The following is a 17,118-nucleotide window of genomic DNA, read 5'->3' as shown; positions in this document are numbered from 1 at the left end:
AGGAGCGCAAAGAAATGGTGCAAAAGAGAAATCATTTTCTTCCTTATTCCTTGCCGCTGATCGGAAAGGAAGAAATTCAGGAGGTCACAGAAACGCTTGAATCCGGATGGCTTTCCAAAGGCCCGAAGGTTCAGCAGTTTGAAAAGGAGTTTGCCGCGTTTGTCGGTGCTAAGCACGCCGTGGCGCTGAATTCATGTACCGCTGCTTTATTTTTGGCTTTAAAAGCAAAAGGGGTCGGACCGGGTGATGAAGTCATCACCTCTCCACTGACGTTCAGCTCAACCGCCAATACGATTATTCATACCGGAGCAACGCCGGTGTTTGCGGATATAGATGAAAAGACGCTTAACATTGATCCGGAAAAGCTTGAGGCGGCGATCACACCGCGGACGAAAGCCGTTGTACCCGTCCACTTTGGCGGGCAGTCCTGTGACATGGACGCGATTTTAGCCATTGCTCAAACACACGGTCTATTTGTGCTCGAGGATGCGGCGCACGCAGTATACACCACTTATAAGCAGAGAATGATCGGCTCCATCGGGGATGCGACAGCATTCAGCTTCTACGCGACCAAAAACCTGGCGACAGGGGAAGGCGGCATGCTGACGACGGATGATGAGGAGCTTGCCGACAAAATCAGGGTTCTGAGCCTTCACGGCATGAGCAAAGGCGCGTGGAACCGTTATTCTTCAAATGGCAGCTGGTACTATGAGGTCGAGTCGCCCGGCTACAAAATGAACATGTTTGATCTGCAGGCGGCGCTCGGGCTTCATCAGCTGAAACGGCTGGATGACATGCAAAAACGGAGAGAAGAGATCGCGGGTCAGTATCAAGCCGCTTTTCAGCAAATCCCGGGGCTGATCACGCCGTTTGTTCATAACGAAGGACGGCACGCCTGGCATTTATATGTCCTGCAAGTTGATGAAAAACAGGCTGGCGTCACTCGGGATGAAATGATTACGGCTCTAAAGGATGAATACAATATCGGGACCAGTGTTCATTTTATCCCAGTGCATATTCATCCGTATTATCAAAAGGAATTCGGGTTTAAGGAAACAGACTACCCGCTCGCCATGAAGTATTACAAACGCACCCTGTCACTCCCGCTGTATCCATCAATGTCTGACGAAGATGTCAACGACGTGATAGAGGCCGTGCGGGACATCGCAAAAGGGGCTGGTTAGGTGTATACGATAAAAGAGAATGTTTCCAAAGAGGCGATCATGGAATTTCTCCAAAGCAAACAGATGACACTTGACGGGTCGTATCAATTTTCGATCGGACTATTTGAAAACAGCCAGCTTCAAGGCGTGATGCTGTATGAAGACGCTCTTTGGGAAAGCAAAATGCTTCAGAAAAAAGTCATGAACGTAAAGCTTCTCGCGGCTAACAGCACAGGACAGCTAAAACAGCTATTTCAGGCCTTTTATTCTGTTCGGCAAACGGATGAAACGGATTTTGTGTTTGTGCGTGTACCGGCAGAGGATATCGGAGCAGTACATGTCATTCAGCAGCAGCCGTCCTCTTATTTTGTCGGCAGTTTGCTTAAACTGGCGAAGACCCCGTCTATATATGAAAAAACGCCGCCATTTTTTGAACTGGTTCAGCCTGAGCCTGGAGACACCGAAGAGATTTGCCAGTTAGCCAGCAACGCATTTATGAAAAGCAGATATTTTCACGATCCTTATCTCAGCCGTGAGGCGGCGAACAAAATCTTTCAAGAGTGGACACGAAACAATCTGATGGGGAGAGCGGATATCAATATTGCCGCTAAATATAATGGGGAAATAATCGGCTACCTGCAAGGTTTATCAAAAGGTGATGAGTATGCGCTTGATTTGATGGCTGTGAAGCCGGGGTATGAAGGCAAGCGTATCGCGTTTCATTTATTGGCGAATCTCATAGAACAACCGGAGACGCTGAAGCATAAAACGGTAACAGCGGGGACGCAGCTTCATAATGTCAGAGCGATCCGCCTATATGAAAGAATGGGCTTCACCGCTGTTCAATCATATTACTATTATCACATTTGGCCGGGCAAGGAGGCGAAATAATGGCGGGTTTTCAGATCGCAAACAAAACTGTCGGCAAAGATGCTCCCGTTTTTATCATTGCCGAGGCAGGAATTAATCATGACGGAAAATTGGATCAGGCCTTTGCACTGATTGATGCCGCGGCGGAAGCGGGTGCAGATGCCGTGAAATTTCAAATGTTCCAGGCTGATAAGATGTATCAAAAGGATCCTGGATTATACAAAACGGCTGCGGGCAATGATGTATCAATTTTTTCTCTCGTTCAGTCCATGGAATTGCCCGCGGAGTGGATTAATCCGCTTTTGGACTACTGTCGCAAGAAACAGGTGATCTTTTTAAGCACGGTGTGTGATGAAGGATCAGCTGATCTGCTGCTTTCCACTTCTCCAAGTGCTTTTAAAATCGCATCCTATGAAATTAACCATCTCCCGCTGCTCAAGTACGTCGCCCGCATGAACAGGCCGATGATTTTTTCGACAGCCGGAGCGGAAATTGCTGATATTCATGAGGCTTGGCGCACCATCAGAGCAGAGGGCAACCACGAAATTGCCATTATGCATTGTGTGGCGAAATACCCTGCACCGCCTGAATACAGCAACCTCAGTGTGATCCCGATGCTTGCCGCCGCTTTTCCGGATGCGCTCATCGGTTTTTCGGATCATAGCGAGCACCCGACAGAAGCGCCATGTGCCGCGGTCCGGCTCGGCGCCAGACTGATAGAAAAGCATTTTACTATCGATAAAAACCTGCCGGGGGCTGATCATTCATTTGCATTAAATCCGGATGAATTAAAGGAAATGGTCAAGGCCATCAGGGAAACGGAAGCCGAGCTGAAACTAGGCATCAGGAAGCCAGTTTCTGAAAAGCTGCTGGGCAGTTCATACAAAACAACAACTGCCATTGAGGGTGAAATCAGAACATTTGCATACAGGGGAATTTTCACAACGGCTCCGATTCAAAAAGGGGATGCCTTCAGCGAAGACAATATTGCCGTGCTCCGCCCCGGACAAAAGCCTCAGGGGCTGCACCCGAGATTTTTTGAGCTATTGACCGGCGGTGTGCGTGCGGTAAGGGACATCCCGGCAGACACAGGCATTACATGGGAAGATATTTTAACGAAGGACAGCCCGTCCCATGGTTGACATACTTTTTATCGTGCAGGCGAGAATGGGATCGGAACGCCTTCCTGGAAAAGTACTGCGTCCGCTTGGCTCGGAGCATTTACTCGATATTCTCGTTCAGCGCGTACGGCAAAGCGCGTTCTATCAAAAGGAGCGCGATAATCTTGTCATCGCTACATCTGACAAAAAAGCCGACGATGTATTAGAGGCACACTGCATCAAGAATGGCATTCGCGTTTTCCGCGGCAGTGAGGAACGGGTTCTCGACAGATTTGCGCGAGTCATAAAGGCAGCGAAACCGGAAGTCGTCATCCGCTTAACGGGGGATAATCCGTTTGTCGATCCAGAGTTGCTCGATATGATGATTTCGGCTCATCTTGATCAAGGTGCGGATTATACGTATATCCTGAACACACCGTTAGGCATTTGCGGTGAAGCGGTGAGCGCCAAGCTTTTGCTCGATATCAGCGGCATCAAAATGCTGGAGGATAAATACCAAGAGCATGTCACCTTGTATGTCCGGAAACATCCCCATCTTTACCGTTTGCAGTTTTTAGAGGCTCCGGAACAGCTCTGCGCTCCTCAATATCGGCTGACCGTCGATACGGAGGAAGACTATCAATTGGTCTCAGCCCTCTATCAAAAAGCAGGCGAGCGCCCTGATGTCTCGGCTGCAGAGTTAATCAGCCTGCTGAACCAGCACCCTAATCTGGCGGCGATGAACGGTATGACAAAGCAAAAAGAGGTTGAGTAGCATGCATATCGGGATATTCGCAGACGGCGGGTTCGAGAAAGGAATGGGGCACGCCGTTCGAATGAAAAGGCTTGCGGAAGAACTCAAACACCGCTGTTCCATTACGTTTTACACAAATGACGAGTCTGAACAATTTCTTCAAGAAGAGTACTGGCAGGTCATCGTAAAACCTGAGCTTCAGCAAAATGAATGTATTCTCCGGGAAATAAACGATAAAAAGCTCGATCTGCTTTTATTCGATATCCTTGGTGCACCTGTCGATTTATTAACAAAAATAAAAGCAGGCACAGATGCCAAAATCGTTCTGTTCGAAGAAAAAAATGAGAGAGCGATAGGTCAAAGTAATGCGGTCATTAACGGAATTTACGGCGATGTCAGAAGCAAGGTTTACGATCAGGGAAACACCCGTGTCTATGAAGGTCCGGATTATCTTATTCTCCACCCTGCCTTTCAAGCCGCAAGAGCTGATTACGCACTTAAGGAAGACTGCCGCAATATCCTTGTTGCATTAGGAGGAAGCGATCCAAAGCAGCTTGTTTTTAAAGTGATAGCAGCGGCCGATCAGCTCCCGGACAGGAAACACAAGAAAATGATTTTTATCATGGGCAGCGCTTCACCGCATCAAGAGGCGGTCCGTAAATTGATTCAAAACAAACCCCAATACGCACTAATCGAGCAGACAAATGACATGGCTATGTTTATGAAGCAAGCAGATGCAGCCATTGTCGCCGGCGGCATCTCGCTTTATGAAGCGATCTGTATCGGCGTGCCGTGCCTCGTGCTTTCTCAGGTTGCCCATCAAACCGCAACCGCTGCAAAATTTGCGGAACATGGCGCCGCTCTTGATCTCGGCTTGGGAGAGAATGTATCCGTCGAAAAGCTTGCTTATCATATGTCACAAATATTCAGCAGCTATCCTCTCCGTCTTTCTCTGCACGAGGGAGGAAGGCCGCTCGTAGATGGAAAAGGAATGAAACGGGTATCAGCCATTCTTTATGATTTGCTTGATGATAAGATATAAAAATGCACGTAAGGAAGTGTTAATGTGAAAGGTGTCATTTTAGCCGGAGGAAACGGCTCACGCCTTATGCCCTTAACCAAAGCCGTCAACAAGCATTTGCTTCCTGTAGGCCCTTATCCGATGATTTACTGGTCGATAATGAAGCTTGAGGAAGCCGGAATTAAAGAGATTTTACTCATTAGCCAAAAAGAGCACATGCCGCAGTTTTATAAGCTGCTGGGAAGCGGGGAGGAGCTTGGCGTCTCCGTCACTTATCAAGTGCAGCCCGACGCATCGGGAATTTCAGATGGGTTATCATATGCAAAACGCTTTACCGGAAAGGAGCCTTTCATTTTATTATTAGGTGATAATATATTCGAAGATTCATTAAAGCCTTATACGGAGCGATTTCAACAGCAGGGAAAAGGGGCGAAAGTGCTTCTGAAAGAAGTGGATGATCCAGAACGTTTTGGGATTGCTGAGATTGATGAGAAAAACAAACACATTCGATCCATTATTGAAAAACCTGCACATCCGCCGACCAACCTTTGTGTAACCGGCATTTACATGTATGATGCAGAGGTGTTTTCGTATATTGAACAAATATCACCATCCAAGCGCGGCGAGCTGGAAATCACCGATGTAAATAATTTATACATTGAAAACAGCAAGCTTACGTATGATGTGTTATCGGGCTGGTGGGTCGATGCAGGAACACACGAATCTCTTTATCTCGCCTCCCGGCTGGTACATCAGGCTTTACAGAAAGGACAGGACGAATAGCTATGGCAAAATCATATTTCATTACAGGCGGGGCCGGATTCATAGGGCTCACATTTACAAAGCTCATGCTGAAGGAAACGGATGCGCGCATTACCGTTCTAGATAAATTAACGTATGCCAGCCACCCGCAGGAAATCGAAAAACTAAAGGGAAACAGCCGGTTTCGGTTTGTAATAGGGGATATCAGCATTCAGGAGGATATCGACCGGGCGTTTGACGAGACCTATGACGCCGTGATTCATTTCGCCGCGGAATCGCATGTAGACAGAAGCATCTCCCAAGCGGAGCCGTTTATCACAACGAATGTCATGGGCACATACCGTCTGGCTGAGGCAGTCTTACAAGGAAAAGCCAAAAAGCTGATTCATATTTCAACAGACGAGGTGTACGGGGATTTAGAAGCGAATGATCCCGCATTTACGGAAACAACGCCGCTTTCTCCTAACAACCCTTATTCCGCGAGCAAAGCGAGCTCTGACCTTCTTGTTCTATCGTATGTGAAAACACACAAACTGCCGGCTATTATTACACGCTGCAGCAACAATTACGGACCATATCAGCATAGTGAAAAAATGATCCCAACGATTATCCGCCATGCAAAACAAGGCTTGCCGGTTCCGCTCTACGGCGACGGACTTCAGATCAGAGACTGGCTTTTTGCAGAGGACCATTGCCGCGCCATCAAGCTGATTTTAGAAAAAGGAACCGACGGTGAGGTGTATAATATCGGCGGCGGAAATGAACGCACGAATAAAGAGCTGGCGAGTATCATCATGAAACATTTGGGCTGTGAAGAATTGTTTGCTCACGTCGAAGACCGAAAAGGGCATGACAGGCGCTACGCGATCAATGCGTCAAAGCTGAAAAATGAGCTTGGCTGGCGGCAGGAAGTGCCGTTTGAAGAAGGCATTGCGCGCACGATTCGCTGGTATACAGACAATGACCGATGAGAAGGTGATCCGATTGACAAAGGTATTGGTAACCGGTGCGGGCGGACAGCTTGGCTTGGAGCTGTGCCGCCAGCTGAAGCAAGCCGGATATGAGGTCATTGCGTTAACAAAGCAGATGATGAACATCGCCGATCAGCGTTCTGTACGGCATTCGTTCGGGCATTATCAGCCGGATATCGTGGTCAATACCGCCGCGTTTACCTCCGTCGACAAATGCGAGACGGAGCTGGATAAAGCATACTTGATCAACGGAGTTGGCGCTTATTACACAGCGCTGGAGTCATCCCGCATCGGAGCGCAATATGTTCATATCAGCACGGATTATGTATTTGACGGGAAGGGGACCCAGCCATACAGGGAAGACGGCCACCTTGACCCGAACACCATCTACGGTAAAAGTAAAAAACTCGGAGAAGAGCTGATCCAGTTAGCAAGAACCGACAGCACGATCATCAGAACATCGTGGGTGTATGGAAAAAGCGGCAGCAATTTTGTTCATACGATGCTGAAGCTCGCGGAAACAAAACAAGAGCTGCGGGTTGTGAATGATCAAATCGGCTCGCCGACCTATACGAAGGATTTGGCGGAAGCGGTCATCAAGCTGTTCAGCCATCCGCCGGGCATCTACCATGTCAGCAATTCAGGCATATGCAGCTGGTACGAGTTCGCAAAGGCCATTATGGAAGAAAGCGGGCTGAACACAACGATTACGCCCGTGACGACAGAGGAATACGGGAATTCGACACCCCGGCCAGCTTACTCTGTGCTGAGCCACCGGGCCATTGAAGAAGCCGGCATACGCCCGCGCCACTGGCGGGAAGCTTTACGGGAATTTTTGCAGGAAAGGAGCAGTGCGCGTGATTGAAGGAGTCAAAGTTAAGAAGCTGACAAAGCATTGTGATGACAGAGGTTTTTTTGCTGAACTGGTTCGCGATGATGAGAACCTTCTTGAGCATTTTGGGCAGGCGTCTTGGTCTAAAAGCTATCCGGGTGTGATTAAAGCGTTTCATTATCACGAGAAGCAGGACGATCTCTGGTTCTTCCCGAACGGCCACGCTCAGGTTGTCCTTTACGACCTGCGGGAGGATTCAGAAACAAAAGGAGAAACCGATGTCTATTATATGGGAGAAGACAACCCGATGCTGTTATTGATTCCAAAAGGCGTCGCTCACGGATACAGAGTGCTGGGCGAAACGCCGCTGACAATTATCTATTTTACGACAACCTCGTATAACCCTGATCAGCCAGATGAAAAAAGAATCCCATGGAATGATGAGACAATCGGTTTTAACTGGAATACCGAATTTAAATAAGTCATAGAGCAGTTATCCATCGAAGATCATGAGGCATCTTCGACTTTTTTTGTCCTGTTTTGATATCAGGACAAAAGACAGGGATAAAAGGCGCATATTTTACTAGATGCGGATCAGAAACAGTCTATTAGCATCTTGTGTATATAGGTTGAATTTATTACATCATGCCAAGTGTTAATATTCGCAAAAAAACATTTACTTCCATGGAAAATGGTGATAGATTAACTTTTAAGAAAAAGAAATGGTAATTCGCGAGTTACGGTAAAACGCTTTTTCTGCAGAGGACGCTCTGGCCAAATTCCAACCGTGATTTGAGGAGGAAATGTCATGTTAAAAAGAACTTCATTCGTATCTTCATTTTTCATCAGTTCAGCTGTCCTGCTATCAATCTTGCTTCCTTCAGGCCAAGCGCATGCACAGTCTGCATCAATTGAGGCAAAAACCGTAAACAGTACAAAAGAATGGACGACTTCAGATATTGAAGTGACTTATAAACCAAACGCAGTGCTTTCTCTGGGAGCAGTCGAGTTTCAATTTCCTGACGGATTCCACGCGACAACAAGAGATTCTGTGAATGGAAGAACACTGAAAGAAACACAGATTTTAAACGATGGAAAAACGGTCAGGCTCCCGCTTACTCTTGATTTGTTAGGGGTGTCTGAATTCGATCTTGTCATGGTGCGCAAAACGCTTCCGCGTGCAGGCACATACACGATTAAAGGCGATGTGGTAAACGGTCTGGGAATCGGCAGTTTTTATGCTGAAACGCAGCTGGTTATCGACCCTCGTTAATATCAATAGAAATGATCAGGGGCTGGTGTGATATCAGCCTCTTTTTTTGTATGATTAAAAAACTGGTACGAATCTTGCATGTAGATAAGGGTGAACCCAATCAAGAAAGGAATTGATCGATTACAGTTTTTTAAAAGCGCTTACATTTTTCTGAAGATAAAAATATGATGAGGTGAAAAAACATGTCAGAAAAACAAATCACAAAGGATGAAGAAAAAGAAGCTCTCAATTTATTTCTGTCTACGCAAGCGATCATAAAGGAAGCCCTGCGGAAATTGGGCTATCCGAGCGAAATGTATGAATTAATGAAAGAGCCGATGAGAATGCTCACTGTACGAATTCCGGTGAAAATGGATAACGGCAGTGTGAAAGTGTTTACAGGCTATCGTTCACAGCACAATGACGCGGTCGGCCCGACAAAAGGGGGCGTGCGTTTTCATCCCGAGGTGAATGAAGAGGAAGTAAAGGCGTTATCGATTTGGATGACGCTCAAATGCGGGATCACGAATTTGCCGTACGGCGGCGGAAAGGGCGGCATTATTTGTGATCCGCGGACGATGTCGTTTGGAGAGTTGGAACGGCTGAGCCGGGGGTATGTCCGCGCCATCAGCCAGTTAGTCGGCCCGACAAAGGATATTCCCGCGCCCGATGTATACACCAATTCGCAAATTATGGCGTGGATGATGGACGAATACAGCCGGCTTCGGGAATTCGATTCCCCGGGTTTTATCACAGGAAAACCGCTCGTTTTAGGCGGCTCACAGGGCCGGGAAACAGCAACCGCTCAAGGCGTAACCATTTGTATAGAAGAAGCGGTTAAGAAAAAAGGAATCAAGCTGCAAAACGCGCGCATCATCATACAGGGCTTTGGGAACGCCGGCAGTTTTCTGGCTAAATTTATGCATGATGCCGGCGCCAAGGTTATCGGGATTTCGGATGCCCACGGCGGGCTGTACAACCCGGATGGCCTCGATATTCCTTATTTGCTCGATAAGCGGGACAGTTTCGGAATGGTCACCAATTTATTTACAGATGTCATCACAAATGAAGAGCTGCTCGAACAAGAATGCGATATTTTAGTGCCGGCGGCTATTTCAAATCAAATCACAGCCAAAAACGCCCATAACATTAAGGCCTCAATTGTGGTCGAAGCGGCTAACGGGCCGACGACAATCGACGCGACAAAGATTTTGAATGAAAAAGGCGTGCTCCTGGTGCCGGATATACTGGCGAGTGCAGGCGGCGTAACGGTTTCTTACTTTGAATGGGTTCAAAACAACCAAGGATATTATTGGGCAGAAGAAGAGGTTGCTGAAAAGCTGAGAAACGTGATGGTCAATTCATTTGAAACGATTTATCAGACCGCGGCCGCACACAAAGTCGATATGCGCTTGGCGGCTTACATGACGGGCATCAGAAAATCTGCAGAGGCGTCTCAATTCCGCGGATGGGTTTAGGGGGGATAATCCCCCTTTCTTCTGCAAAAATATTTTGCGTTTTTGTTTGCGTATGGCGTAAAAATCGCAAAATGATTTTGCGCGTTATATTTATAAAAGGAAAAATGTTTAGATTTCTGACAAAGTTCTCTGTGATTCTACAAGTTTTTTTGTGAAAAGACGAAATATTGGTACGAATCTTGCTTTTATATTCGTATGAAGACATATTACATAACGAGGGGGATTACATATGACCGTTTCATATGCGCACGAACCATTCACTAATTTTAAGGAAGCAAAGAATAAAACAGCCTTTCAAGAATCACTGGCCTTTGTAAATACTCAGCTCGGCAAGCATTATCCGCTTGTCATTAATGGAGAAAAGATCGAAACGGATCGTAAAATTGTTTCGATTAATCCGGCCAATAAGGAAGAAGTGATCGGCTGCGCCTCAACGGCTAATCAAGAGCTTGCTGAAAAAGCGATGCAATCGGCGTTACAGGCATTTGAATCGTGGAAAAAACAAAGACCGGAGCACCGCGCGAATATCCTTTTTAAAGCTGCGGCTATTTTGCGCAGAAGAAAGCATGAATTTTCAAGCTATCTTGTAAAGGAAGCGGGAAAACCGTGGAAGGAAGCAGATGCTGACACAGCGGAAGCAATAGACTTTTTAGAATACTACGCGCGCCAAATCTTAAAGCTGAAGAACGGAGCTCCGGTAAAGAGCCGGGCAGGCGAGTACAACCAATATCATTATGAAGCGCTTGGCGTCGGCATTGTCATTTCGCCATTTAATTTCCCGCTCGCCATTATGGCAGGGACTGCTGCGGCTGCGATTGTCACGGGGAATACGATCTTGCTGAAGCCGGCAGATGCTGCGCCAGTAGTGGCCGCTAAATTTGTCGAGGTGATGGAGGAAGCGGGTTTACCAAACGGCGTTCTCAATTACATTCCGGGAGACGGAGCGGAAATTGGTGATTTCTTAGTAGAACACCCTAAAACAAGATTTGTATCATTTACAGGCTCCCGTGCGGTCGGCTGCCGGATTTACGAGCGTGCCGCAAAAGTGCAGCCGGGCCAAAAATGGCTGAAACGCGTGATTGCTGAAATGGGCGGGAAAGACACAGTGCTTGTCGACAAAGATGCCGATTTGGATCTTGCTGCCTCTTCTATCGTTTACTCCGCATTCGGGTACTCAGGGCAAAAATGTTCAGCGGGTTCCCGTGCAGTGATTCATCAGGATGTCTATGATGAAGTCGTAGAAAAAGCAGTTGCGCTGACCAAAACGCTGACAGTCGGAAGTCCGGAAGATCCTGATACGTATATGGGGCCTGTGATTCATGAAGCTTCCTACAATAAAGTCATGAGCTACATTGAAATCGGCAAGTCTGAAGGCAAGCTTTTGGCCGGCGGAGAAGGCGATGATTCAAAAGGCTACTTTATTCAGCCGACGATCTTTGCAGATGTTGATGAACATGCGCGTCTCATGCAGGAAGAAATCTTCGGGCCGGTTGCTGCCATCTGCAAAGCGCGTGATTTCGATCATATGCTTGAGATTGCAAATAACACAGAATACGGACTGACAGGCGCTCTGCTGACGAAAAACCGTGCGCACATTGAACGGGCTCGCGAGGATTTTCATGTCGGAAACTTATACTTTAACAGAGGCTGTACCGGAGCTATTGTCGGCTATCAGCCATTCGGCGGGTTTAATATGTCCGGAACAGACTCAAAAGCAGGAGGTCCGGATTATTTAATTCTTCATATGCAGGCGAAAACAACGTCCGAAGCGTATTAATTGAGAAAACCGAAATAGTGCGATTGTTTTTAGATCGCACTATTTACATGTTTGGATGAGGGGGATGATGTATGCTCTATACAAAAATCAGTCACATGCCGCCGGCAGAACGGGTTGAGACACTGACAAAGTCTTTGGTCAGCCTCAGCAGTGTAAACGGCACCATCGGCGAAGGGACGAAAGCAGATTTTATCAAAGAAGTCATCATGAGCTATCCTTACTTTCAGGAACATCCTTGCCATGTATGGGAACAGGCTATTCCTAATGACCCGTACAACCGGAAAAATATTTTTGCGTTTGTGGAAGGCAGCGGGGGAAGCCGGAATACTGTCATTTATCACGCCCACTTGGATACGGTGGGAATTGAAGATTTCGGCCCGCTTAAGGATATCGCTTTTGATTCTGGAAAATTGGTTGAGTATTTCTCCAACTACGACTTTGATGAAGACGTTCAGCGGGACGCCAAGTCGGGTGAGTGGATGTTCGGCAGAGGCTCTGTCGACATGCAAAGCGGCATCGCGGTGCATTTGTCCAATCTCCTGCACTTTTCAGAGAACCCCAAAGCATTGCCGGGAAATCTATTATTTATGGCAAACCCGGATGAAGAAAGTCAGCATGCCGGTATTCTCGCCAGTATTTCTGAGCTGAACCGATTAAAAAAGGAGAAACAGATTCAGTATCTGGCTGCCATTAATACCGATTTTATTACGCCGCTGTACGATGGTGATTCAACAAGATATATCTATACCGGAGCCGCGGGAAAGCTGCTGCCTTGCTTTTATATATCCGGCCGGGAAGTGCATGTCGGAGACACGCTTGCGGGCATCGATCCAAATCTCATTTCTTCTGAAATCACAAGACGCATCCACAACAATATTCATTTAGCAGAAAAGATTGAAGGCGAATTGGTTCTGCCCCCATCCTGCTTGTACCAGCGTGATAACAAGGAATCCTATAACGTCCAAACAGCCGTCAGCAGCTATTTGTATTTCAATTATTTTATCTATGAAAAAACAGCAAAGGAAGTCATGGACCAGCTTACCCAAGTCGCTGAGGAGGCGTGCCGGGACACAGAGCGAAAATTATCAGAGTATTATGAAGAATACCTGAAGCGAACAAATCTTCCGAAGAGACATTTGTCTTGGGATATTCAAGTCTTCAGTGTGGATCAATACATGGAAAAGCTAAGAAGCCGCGGCGTCGATCCTGAGCAGTGTATAGAGCAAGCATTCAAAGCCAATGAGCACCTTGAACTGCGCATGAGATGTTTTCTTGCAATTGAAGAACTCCAAAAGCTTGATCCCGATCAGGGCGCAAAAGTCATTCTGTTTTATGCTCCTCCTTATTTACCGCATAACTATTTAAAAGAAGAAAGCACAAGAGACCAGCTATTGCAGCATGTGATCAAAGAAGCGGTGGACAAAACCGCCGATACGACAGGCGAAACCTTTGTTTTCAAAAAGTTTTTCCCTTACTTGGCAGACGGCAGCTTTTTATCGCTGCATGAAACCGATGATGAAATTAATTCCTTTATCAGAAACTTCCCGGGGTGGGAGATGATTGGAACCATTCCGTTCAAAGACATACGGAAACTGAACATTCCTTCCATTAACATGGGTGTATACGGGAAAGACGGACATAAATGGACTGAAAGAGTATACAAGCCGTACACATTTCATGTATTGCCTGATCTGATACAGCAGACCACTGTTCACCTTTTGCAAAGCTATCGGATGAATATCAGCACAAAAGAGCCGAAGGGAGAAGGATGATGCAGGATCATAAAAACGAATTGCAGCGCAGTATGAAAAGCCGGCATTTGTTTATGATTGCCTTGGGCGGCGTCATCGGCACCGGTCTGTTTTTAGGTTCCGGCTTTACGATCAGCCAGGCGGGTCCTCTCGGAGCCATTGCCGCCTATATGATTGGCGGATTTTTAATGTATCTGGTCATGCTTTGTTTAGGGGAGCTGGCTGTCGCCATGCCGGTGGCCGGGTCGTTTCAAGCCTACGCCACAAAGTTTTTGGGACCGTCGACAGGTTTTATGATCGGCTGGCTGTATTGGTTCAGCTGGGCGAATACAGTCGGCTTGGAGCTAACGTCAGCGGGCATTTTGATGCAAAGATGGCTGCCCTCCGTGCCGATCTGGATATGGTGTCTCGTTTTCGGTGTTATCATCTTTTTGATTAATGTGCTGTCTGTCCGAAGCTTTGCGGAAATGGAATTTTGGTTTTCGAGCATCAAAGTGACAGCGATCATATTATTTATCGTGATCGGCGGGTGCGCCGTGTTTGGCTTGATCGATTTTAAAGGCGGTCAGGAAACGCCTTTTCTATCTCATTTCATGACTGATAAAGGACTGTTTCCAAATGGCGTGCTGGCTGTTATGTTTACGCTGGTTATGGTCAATTTCTCATTTCAGGGGACAGAGCTGGTCGGAATTGCGGCAGGGGAGAGTGAAAGTCCGGAAAAGACACTGCCAAAGTCCATTCGAAATGTCATCTGGCGAACGCTGTTTTTCTTTGTGCTGGCTATGTTCGTCTTGGTTGCCATTCTGCCGTATGAAACGGCTGGGGTGATTGAGAGTCCGTTTGTAGCGGTGCTTGATCATATCGGTATCCCATTTGCGGCTGATATGATGAACTTTGTCATATTAACGGCGATTTTATCTGTTGCCAATTCTGGTTTATATGCAGCCTCGCGTATGATGTGGTCGCTTTCAACAAACAAAATGGGCCCGGCCCTTTTAACGAGACTGACCAAAAAAGGGGTGCCGATCAATGCCCTGCTGATTACGATTGGGATTTCCGGCTGTTCGCTGCTGACTAGCGTCATGGCTGCAGAAACCGTGTATTTGTGGTGTATATCAATCTCTGGCATGGTGACAGTTGTCGCGTGGATGTCCATTTGCGCCTCGCAATTTTTCTTTCGCAGGCGGTTCCTCGCTGAAGGCGGAAACGTGAACGACCTGGAATTCAGAACCCCTCTTTATCCGTTGGTGCCGATTCTTGGGTTTGTATTATACGGATGCGTATTGATAAGCCTTATCTTCATCCCAGATCAAAGAATCGGCTTGTACTGCGGTGTACCACTCATTATTTTCTGCTATGCGTACTATCATCTGAGCATCAAGAAGCGCTTACAAAATGAACCGCTGAAAAAAGAGCAAACAGAAGCGCAATAGAAGAAGCTCTCCGGGAGACCGGAGAGCTTTTTTACGCGTCACGTCTGACAAGAAACACATAGAACAATATCGCGAGCACATCAAAGCCGAATATACTCAACGCCATCAGCCACGCGTTTTCTTCCCCGGCAACACCGGCGAGCGCCGTTGATGGCAAACAGCATGCTGAACATCTGAGCCGACACACCGTATATGTTTTGCAGGATAAACGGCGAACCGGAAATATACCCAAACATGCCGATCCCGATAAAGGCCTGGCTGAAAGCAAAACCCATAAACGCCCGGCCGCCAAGCAAGTGCCGAAATGTGATCAGCTTTCAGGCGGTGATTCAGGCAATGCGGTCAGAACCGTGACAAAAATAAAAACACCCGACCCCGGCCAGCACGATAAACACAGTTGACCAGTCAGCAAATTGAAGGATGAATCCTTCCGAAATCGGAGTAACTGTTGAATAACCTTGATTCATCACCTGACCCGACATAAAAAATGCATTACTATAGCATATCCCAGGATATGTTTTTGTTTTATTTTAAATTTGAAACAAGAAATCCCTTATTCATATTTGAATGTAAATAATAAAAAGAAAATTATTTTCGTTCGAATTGTAAATTGTAAATAAAGGATGCTAAACTATAATTCAACTTTATTTTAAGATTTCGGAAGAGGTGTTAAGGGAGAATGAACAGTAAACAAAACAATCACATCAAATCAAAACATCATTTTCCGCTATTTCTTGCGCTGGCTTTAACAATGGGCGTATTTGCGGCTGGATCTGAAGAGCTTGTCATTTCACCGCTGCTGCCTGATTTAGCAGATGCCTTCAACTCAGATGTCAGCGTGCTTGCGCTATCTATCAGTATATATGGGATCATGATCTTTATCGGTGCCCCGCTGCTGGTGCCTTTAGGGGATAAATACTCGAGAGAACTGAGTTTAATGCTGGGACTCGTGATCTTTATTATAGGAACCGTGATATGCGCTTTGGCGCAAAATATCTTTTTCTTCTTTTTAGGACGTGCGCTTTCAGGGTTGGCGGCAGGTGCGTTTGTCCCGACCGCTTACGCAGTTGTCGGGGATCGTGTTCCGTATACCTATCGGGGCAAAGTGATGGGTCTGATCGTCTCAAGCTGGTCGCTTGCACTGATTTTCGGCGTGCCGATCGGATCGTTTATAGGCGGCGTCTTACATTGGAGATGGACATTCTGGATTTTCGCCTTGATGGGTGCACTTGTTGTTTTGCTTGTCCTATTTGAAATGCGCCGCCATAACGATAATAAAAGCACCGTCCAGGAGGAAAAAGACGAGCCGGCGGAGACATTTCGAGACGCGCTTAAAGTGCCGCGTGTTCCCGTTTATATCATAATCACTTTGTGCAATATGATTGGTTTTTACGGTATGTATTCGTTTTTAGGCTCTTACCTACAGGACGTTTTTACCGGAGGCAATACGGCTGCCGGCTTATTTATTATGATTTATGGCATCGGGTTTTCCATGAGTGTCTTTACAGGTAAGATTGCCGACCGCATTGGAAAAATGCGCTCTCTGATCATTGCGCTGGCGGTCATCAGCGTTCTGCTGGCTTGTATCGCGTATGCGCCCGCATCAATGCCTCTGCTAATCATCAGTCTATTCATCTGGGGGTTAATGCAAAGCTTGACGGTGACGCTGCTCAGCACCATTTTGAGTGATTGCTCAGAGCGTCATCGCGGGAAAATTATGGCGTTTTACAGCCTTGCCTCAAATTTGGCTGTGACATTAGGTTCTGCTTTGATGGGACCTGTATATGTGGAATACGGGTATGCAGCTGTCGGATTGATTTGCGCCATCATTACAGTGCTCGGTTTTGTGCTCAGTGTATTCGCCTATAAAAAGTACGGAAAGCATGAGCAGAAAGCAGATCGTTCCTTATCCCAATAAACAAAGTTTCTAAATTCCTATAACAAAAAACCCTTT

At 46.8% G+C, this 17,118-nt stretch carries 17 protein-coding genes; 15 read left to right on the top strand and 2 right to left on the bottom strand.

Annotation, left to right across the window (positions count from 1 at the left end; translation table 11 throughout):
• Window positions 1-14 precede the first annotated feature (14 nt).
• The 14 genes from AU387_RS06010 to AU387_RS05945 all read left to right on the top strand — a co-directional run bounded on the left by AU387_RS06010 (window position 15) and on the right by AU387_RS05945 (window position 15,164).
• Entirely contained in the window at window positions 15-1,184 is a 1,170-nt protein-coding gene (locus AU387_RS06010; protein WP_059335183.1) for a DegT/DnrJ/EryC1/StrS family aminotransferase, read from the top strand.
• A complete protein-coding gene (locus tag AU387_RS06005) occupies window positions 1,185-2,054 on the top strand; it encodes a GNAT family N-acetyltransferase (protein WP_059335182.1) in 870 nt (289 codons plus the stop codon).
• The gene (locus tag AU387_RS06000; RefSeq protein ID WP_059335181.1) at window positions 2,054-3,175 is read left to right on the top strand and encodes an N-acetylneuraminate synthase family protein; all 1,122 of its coding nucleotides are present in this window, start codon (window positions 2,054-2,056) and stop codon (window positions 3,173-3,175) included. Before AU387_RS06005 ends, AU387_RS06000 begins: the two co-directional genes overlap by 1 nt.
• Complete coding sequence (locus AU387_RS05995) at window positions 3,168-3,908, top strand: cytidylyltransferase domain-containing protein (RefSeq protein WP_059335180.1); 741 nt, start codon at window positions 3,168-3,170, stop codon at window positions 3,906-3,908. Before AU387_RS06000 ends, AU387_RS05995 begins: the two co-directional genes overlap by 8 nt.
• A 1-nt stretch (window position 3,909) precedes the next feature.
• Window positions 3,910-4,929 carry a PseG/SpsG family protein gene (locus AU387_RS05990; RefSeq protein WP_059335179.1) on the top strand — a complete coding sequence of 340 codons (1,020 nt, stop codon included), beginning with the start codon at window positions 3,910-3,912 and terminating at the stop codon, window positions 4,927-4,929.
• Between the two features lie 24 nt (window positions 4,930-4,953).
• Complete coding sequence (locus tag AU387_RS05985) at window positions 4,954-5,691, top strand: sugar phosphate nucleotidyltransferase (protein WP_044159879.1); 738 nt, start codon at window positions 4,954-4,956, stop codon at window positions 5,689-5,691.
• 2 nt (window positions 5,692-5,693) lie between these two features.
• Complete coding sequence (gene rfbB, locus AU387_RS05980) at window positions 5,694-6,641, top strand: dTDP-glucose 4,6-dehydratase (RefSeq protein ID WP_059335178.1); 948 nt, start codon at window positions 5,694-5,696, stop codon at window positions 6,639-6,641.
• 13 nt (window positions 6,642-6,654) lie between these two features.
• Complete coding sequence (rfbD, locus tag AU387_RS05975) at window positions 6,655-7,506, top strand: dTDP-4-dehydrorhamnose reductase (protein WP_059335177.1); 852 nt, start codon at window positions 6,655-6,657, stop codon at window positions 7,504-7,506.
• Window positions 7,499-7,954, top strand: coding sequence for a dTDP-4-dehydrorhamnose 3,5-epimerase family protein (locus tag AU387_RS05970; RefSeq protein WP_044159875.1), 456 nt, complete (start codon window positions 7,499-7,501; stop codon window positions 7,952-7,954). The genes rfbD and AU387_RS05970 overlap by 8 nt, the downstream gene beginning before the upstream one ends.
• A gap of 327 nt (window positions 7,955-8,281) precedes the next feature.
• The gene (bslB, locus tag AU387_RS05965; RefSeq protein WP_059335176.1) at window positions 8,282-8,746 is read left to right on the top strand and encodes a biofilm surface layer hydrophobin BslB; all 465 of its coding nucleotides are present in this window, start codon (window positions 8,282-8,284) and stop codon (window positions 8,744-8,746) included.
• Window positions 8,747-8,928: 182 nt separating this feature from the next.
• Complete coding sequence (gene rocG / locus AU387_RS05960) at window positions 8,929-10,203, top strand: glutamate dehydrogenase (protein ID WP_044159872.1); 1,275 nt, start codon at window positions 8,929-8,931, stop codon at window positions 10,201-10,203.
• Between the two features lie 229 nt (window positions 10,204-10,432).
• Window positions 10,433-11,980: an L-glutamate gamma-semialdehyde dehydrogenase gene (pruA, locus tag AU387_RS05955; RefSeq protein ID WP_059335175.1), complete on the top strand. Its 1,548-nt coding sequence runs from the start codon at window positions 10,433-10,435 to the stop codon at window positions 11,978-11,980.
• A gap of 71 nt (window positions 11,981-12,051) precedes the next feature.
• A complete protein-coding gene (locus tag AU387_RS05950; RefSeq protein ID WP_059335174.1) occupies window positions 12,052-13,752 on the top strand; it encodes a M20 family metallopeptidase in 1,701 nt (566 codons plus the stop codon).
• A complete protein-coding gene (locus AU387_RS05945; protein WP_044159866.1) occupies window positions 13,752-15,164 on the top strand; it encodes an amino acid permease in 1,413 nt (470 codons plus the stop codon). Before AU387_RS05950 ends, AU387_RS05945 begins: the two co-directional genes overlap by 1 nt.
• An 80-nt stretch (window positions 15,165-15,244) precedes the next feature.
• Here AU387_RS05945 and AU387_RS21940 read toward each other — a convergent pair whose 3' ends face one another.
• Both AU387_RS21940 and AU387_RS21935 read right to left on the bottom strand, forming a co-directional pair.
• Window positions 15,245-15,439: a hypothetical protein gene (locus AU387_RS21940; RefSeq protein ID WP_059335173.1), complete on the bottom strand. Its 195-nt coding sequence runs from the start codon at window positions 15,437-15,439 to the stop codon at window positions 15,245-15,247.
• Window positions 15,440-15,493: 54 nt separating this feature from the next.
• The gene (locus AU387_RS21935) at window positions 15,494-15,631 is read right to left on the bottom strand and encodes a hypothetical protein (RefSeq protein WP_232460825.1); all 138 of its coding nucleotides are present in this window, start codon (window positions 15,629-15,631) and stop codon (window positions 15,494-15,496) included.
• A gap of 212 nt (window positions 15,632-15,843) precedes the next feature.
• Here AU387_RS21935 and AU387_RS05935 point away from each other — a divergent pair, with 212 nt between their 5' ends.
• Window positions 15,844-17,082, top strand: coding sequence for an MFS transporter (locus tag AU387_RS05935; RefSeq protein WP_059335172.1), 1,239 nt, complete (start codon window positions 15,844-15,846; stop codon window positions 17,080-17,082).
• The last annotated feature ends 36 nt before the right edge of the window (window positions 17,083-17,118 follow it).

This window comes from Bacillus halotolerans (assembly GCF_001517105.1).
Classification (GTDB): domain Bacteria; phylum Bacillota; class Bacilli; order Bacillales; family Bacillaceae; genus Bacillus; species Bacillus halotolerans.
Note: the sequence above shows the minus strand (reverse complement) of the source record. Positions and strands in the feature narration are given on the sequence as shown.

Excerpts from the sequence above, each read along its gene's own strand:
- AU387_RS05990 (WP_059335179.1), top strand. The coding sequence starts at position 3,910 with ATGCATATCGGGATATTCGCAGACGGCGGGTTCGAGAAAGGAATGGGG.
- AU387_RS21940 (WP_059335173.1), bottom strand. The coding sequence starts at position 15,439 with ATGGGTTTTGCTTTCAGCCAGGCCTTTATCGGGATCGGCATGTTTGGG.
- AU387_RS21935 (WP_232460825.1), bottom strand. The coding sequence starts at position 15,631 with ATGAATCAAGGTTATTCAACAGTTACTCCGATTTCGGAAGGATTCATC.
- AU387_RS05950 (WP_059335174.1), top strand. The coding sequence starts at position 12,052 with ATGCTCTATACAAAAATCAGTCACATGCCGCCGGCAGAACGGGTTGAG.
- AU387_RS05995 (WP_059335180.1), top strand. The coding sequence starts at position 3,168 with ATGGTTGACATACTTTTTATCGTGCAGGCGAGAATGGGATCGGAACGC.
- AU387_RS05935 (WP_059335172.1), top strand. The coding sequence starts at position 15,844 with ATGAACAGTAAACAAAACAATCACATCAAATCAAAACATCATTTTCCG.
- bslB (WP_059335176.1), top strand. The coding sequence starts at position 8,282 with ATGTTAAAAAGAACTTCATTCGTATCTTCATTTTTCATCAGTTCAGCT.
- AU387_RS05945 (WP_044159866.1), top strand. The coding sequence starts at position 13,752 with ATGCAGGATCATAAAAACGAATTGCAGCGCAGTATGAAAAGCCGGCAT.
- AU387_RS06010 (WP_059335183.1), top strand. The coding sequence starts at position 15 with ATGGTGCAAAAGAGAAATCATTTTCTTCCTTATTCCTTGCCGCTGATC.
- pruA (WP_059335175.1), top strand. The coding sequence starts at position 10,433 with ATGACCGTTTCATATGCGCACGAACCATTCACTAATTTTAAGGAAGCA.
- rfbB (WP_059335178.1), top strand. The coding sequence starts at position 5,694 with ATGGCAAAATCATATTTCATTACAGGCGGGGCCGGATTCATAGGGCTC.
- rocG (WP_044159872.1), top strand. The coding sequence starts at position 8,929 with ATGTCAGAAAAACAAATCACAAAGGATGAAGAAAAAGAAGCTCTCAAT.
- AU387_RS06000 (WP_059335181.1), top strand. The coding sequence starts at position 2,054 with ATGGCGGGTTTTCAGATCGCAAACAAAACTGTCGGCAAAGATGCTCCC.